This window comes from Acidovorax sp. SRB_24 (assembly GCF_012931925.1).
This window is the reverse complement of sequence record NZ_MWOM01000131.1, coordinates 1-2857: the sequence shown is the minus strand read 5'-3', so window position 1 is coordinate 2857 and position 2857 is coordinate 1. Positions and strand designations below refer to the sequence as shown.

The 2857-nt window shown below is 60.6% G+C and carries 2 protein-coding genes and 1 pseudogene; 2 read left to right on the top strand and 1 reads right to left on the bottom strand.

Annotation, left to right across the window (positions count from 1 at the left end):
- Positions 1–617: 617 nt before the first annotated feature.
- Positions 618–1955: an IS30 family transposase gene (locus tag B2J89_RS20925; protein WP_169170775.1), complete on the bottom strand. Its 1338-nt coding sequence runs from the start codon at positions 1953–1955 to the stop codon at positions 618–620.
- A 68-nt stretch (positions 1956–2023) separates the two neighbouring features.
- Here B2J89_RS20925 and B2J89_RS20920 point away from each other — a divergent pair.
- Both B2J89_RS20920 and B2J89_RS20915 read left to right on the top strand, forming a co-directional pair.
- Positions 2024–2176 (top strand): annotated as a pseudogene (locus tag B2J89_RS20920) (IS3 family transposase); the annotation flags it as partial.
- 67 nt (positions 2177–2243) lie between these two features.
- Positions 2244–2857, top strand: a 614-nt coding sequence (locus B2J89_RS20915; RefSeq protein WP_169170774.1) for a hypothetical protein, incomplete at its 3' end; no start/stop codon positions are given.

The following is a 2857-nucleotide window of genomic DNA, read 5'->3' as shown; positions in this document are numbered from 1 at the left end:
AGTCTGCCCCCTTTAGCCACTCGGGCACTCCTCCGAAGAATTTCGAATTCTAGCACAGCTTTTCCGTGCCCCGTCACTTCCATCAAAAATCGCGATCAGCGGAAGCGCGCGGCCAAGCCCGCGGCGCGGAAAATCATTGGTGCGGCTGGCGGGGATCGCCCACCTCACTGCGCCGACCTTTTCAAATCAAGCACTTAGCAGCGAAACCCGCAACCTTGTACCCTGCAATGTACCCGAGAACGGAGACCGTTCTGGAGACTGGGCTGCTGAAATTTCCACCATAAATTTGTAAGGGGCCACCCCGAAGTATCCAGCGGCGAACTTCCCCCCGGTGCACCCCAGGCCCACCTGCGCTTCGCCCATCACGTAAGCACCATCCTTGCGGATCGCGGGCTACATCTTGGCCACCCAATCCCGGAACGCCTTGGCCTCCAAGTTGTCGCTTCGCGGCCAGCTTGTAGAGGCCGAACTCGGAGATGACCTACGCGTGGTGCATTTCTGAGCCGGGAAGCTTTACCCACAGCTCAGAACTGGGGGTAAGCTCCTTCTGGTCGGCGGTATGGGTGTGGTGCTGGAAGCCGCCGTTGCGACCATCGTGGTTTGAACAAAGGGCGGATTCAACCGGTCGTCGCAACACCGGGTTGTCGAACGGATTTTAGATAGTCGCTCAAGGTCTCAGCCGGTGTCTTCCAGCCCAGCGTTTTGCGCGGCCTGTTGTTCAAGGTCCTGGCCACGGCTTGAATCTCTTGCTCGCTCCAGCGAGACAGGTCAGTGCCTTTGGGGAAGTATTGGCGCAGCAGCCCGTTCGTGTTCTCGTTGGTGCCACGCTGCCATGGGCTGTGAGGATCGGCAAAGAAGACGCGCACCCCGGACTCGATCGTGAACCGCGCGTGGTCGGACAGCTCCTTGCCACGATCCCAAGTCAATGATTGCCACAGCTGCGCGGGCAGCGTGGTCACGGTTTTTTTGAGCGCGTTGGCCATGGTGACGGCCCCGTAGCCTGCGAGCGCAGGACCGTTCTTCGTGCGGGGAATCAATCCATAGCCCACCTCGCGGGGCAAATGCACGAGCATGGTGAAGCGGCTCGATCGTTCCACCAGCGTCCCGATGGCAGACCTGTCCAGGCCGATGATCAGATCCCCCTCCCAATGCCCCGGCACGGCACGATCTTCTGCCTCTGCAGGTCGACTGGAGATCATCACCTCCTCACTGACATGCGCCCATGCTTTGGCTTGGGCCCTGGCCCGTGGCACGCGCAAAGCACGCCCCATCCGCAGATAGCTCACCAGCTCGCGCTTGAGAGCACCTCGCCCCTGGATGTAAAGGGCCTGGTAGATGGTTTCGTGGGAAATGCGCATGGAATGATCATCCGGGAAGTCGATCTGCAGACGGTTGGCAATCTGCTCTGGCGACCAGCCATTGACCCATTTGCGGTCACCACGATGAGGCTTGTTGCGGCCGATGAACGGAGCTTGCCGAGGTCCGGCGACCTCGCGCCCTTGAGCATCGTGGATCTTGCCCTCCAAGCGATCTTGGACATATTGGCGCAGACGTGGGCTCGTCACCAGCTTGGCCGGCTTTGGCCTCCTAGCCACCAACTCGGACTTCCACTGCGCCACCGACGCCCGATACTCGAGCTTGCCGCCGCGAGTCGCAGCGTTGCGGGTCAGCTCCCGTGAGACCGTCGAGGGACTTCGCCCGATAAGGCGAGCGATCTCTTCTCGCTCGGCGAAGGACAGATACCTTCCCGATATGGGGGTCGACATGAACAATGGCATGCCACCACGATGATGGAACCAACGCGTGCCCACCGGCTGCGAGACGCCAACGGCTTCGGCCGCCTTCTCACTCGTGATCCCGGTGGCAATCTGCTTCCAGAACTGCCGCTCCACCTCTCGCCAAAGCGAAGGAGCACCGGGTGAGCGCATTGCCCCGCGTCCCGTTAACGTCTGCATCCACCCTGCAGGTCTTCCCATAACACCTCCATGATTGAAGGTGTTGCGACGACCGGTTGAATCCGCCAACCAAGGAATCGGTGGAACTGGCCACGCTCGAATGGGTGTCCTGGTTCAACCACCATCGCCTGCTCGAACCCATCGGCTACATCCCGCCGGCCGAGGCTGAGGCAAACTACTACAGGCAACTCGCCAGTCAGGCCACCGCGGTGGTGGCCTGACTTAAACCAACTGGCCTCCACGAAAGTGAACTGACCCCCAGAAGTTGGACAAACTTCAAGGGGTTTCATGAAGAAGTACCCAACAGGGTTCAAGCTCAAGGTGGTCAAGAGCTTTTTGGCTGGAGACGGCGGAGCGAAGCTGCTGGCGCATCAGAGGGCTGCACACGCCGCCACGAAGGCCGCAACCGCAGCCGCTCATACTGCCCATCAGCAGGCAAGCCAAGCGTGGACTTCGCATCAGACCCAGGTGCAGTCCATCTTGTCGGAACTGGCGGCTGCGAAGTTCATCACTTCGGTGACGCAGGAGGAGCTCCGGCAATGGATGGAGATCTCGACAACGCGAGAGGTTTCGGCGCTGGCCCTACGGGACCGAGTCGCCGAACTTGAGGTGGCCGTCGACACAGCAGCAACGTCCGCAGCGCTCCAGAGCATTCGTCAACGTATTCTGGACCACGAGCAACGAGTTCAAGAGGCAACGGCCCGCGCTCAAAGCGTCCAACCGTGGGTTGGGTACTTCACCGAAGTCACGAAGCTCCTCGGCGCGCAGCAGTCCTTCGCTACCGACCATTTCATCGAAGAGTACGGGCCTCGGACCGCCGTCATCCAGCAGCGACTCCGTCGGGCGTGTCCGAATTTTTGTGTAAACGGGTCGGACTTCAGTGGATGGAGATGCGGTCTCCG